Source organism: Janthinobacterium violaceinigrum (assembly GCF_009208555.1).
Lineage (GTDB): Bacteria > Pseudomonadota > Gammaproteobacteria > Burkholderiales > Burkholderiaceae_D > Janthinobacterium > Janthinobacterium violaceinigrum.
This window is the reverse complement of record NZ_WFLI01000143.1, coordinates 1-255: the sequence shown is the minus strand read 5'-3', so window position 1 is coordinate 255 and position 255 is coordinate 1. Positions and strand designations below refer to the sequence as shown.

The window sequence follows — 255 nt, the reverse complement described above, 5'->3', positions numbered from 1 at the left end:
CCAGACTCCTACGGGAGGCAGCAGTGGGGAATTTTGGACAATGGGCGAAAGCCTGATCCAGCAATGCCGCGTGAGTGAAGAAGGCCTTCGGGTTGTAAAGCTCTTTTGTCAGGGAAGAAACGGTGAGAGCTAATATCTCTTGCTAATGACGGTACCTGAAGAATAAGCACCGGCTAACTACGTGCCAGCAGCCGCGGTAATACGTAGGGTGCAAGCGTTAATCGGAATTACTGGGCGTAAAGCGTGCGCAGGCGG

General features: G+C 53.3%; 1 rRNA gene. It reads left to right on the top strand.

The window, feature by feature from the left end:
* Window positions 1-255: ribosomal RNA gene (locus tag GCN75_RS29005) — 16S ribosomal RNA — on the top strand; the annotation flags it as partial.